The 233-nt window shown below is 49.8% G+C and carries 1 pseudogene; it reads left to right on the plus strand.

What is annotated here, in order from left to right:
- Positions 1-233 (plus strand): annotated as a pseudogene (locus FDX22_RS22135) (MFS transporter); the annotation flags it as partial.

Genomic DNA, 233 nt, shown 5'->3' on the forward strand with positions numbered 1-233 from the left:
GTCCGGGAATGGTGGGTTTCTTTTTTACCGGTAGCGCCGTCATCGGCATTTTGGTAAGCCAGTTTCTGGCCGGACGCTCTGACAAAAAAGGCGATCGTAAAAACCTGATCGTTTTTTGCTGTGTGCTGGGTATGCTGGCCTGCGTGTTGTTTGCCTGGAACCGTAACTATTTTATTCTGCTGTTTATCGGGGTATTCCTCAGCAGCTTTGGATCGACTGCCAACCCGCAAATG

The organism is Citrobacter sp. TBCS-14 (assembly GCF_005280805.1).
Lineage (GTDB): Bacteria > Pseudomonadota > Gammaproteobacteria > Enterobacterales > Enterobacteriaceae > Citrobacter > Citrobacter gillenii.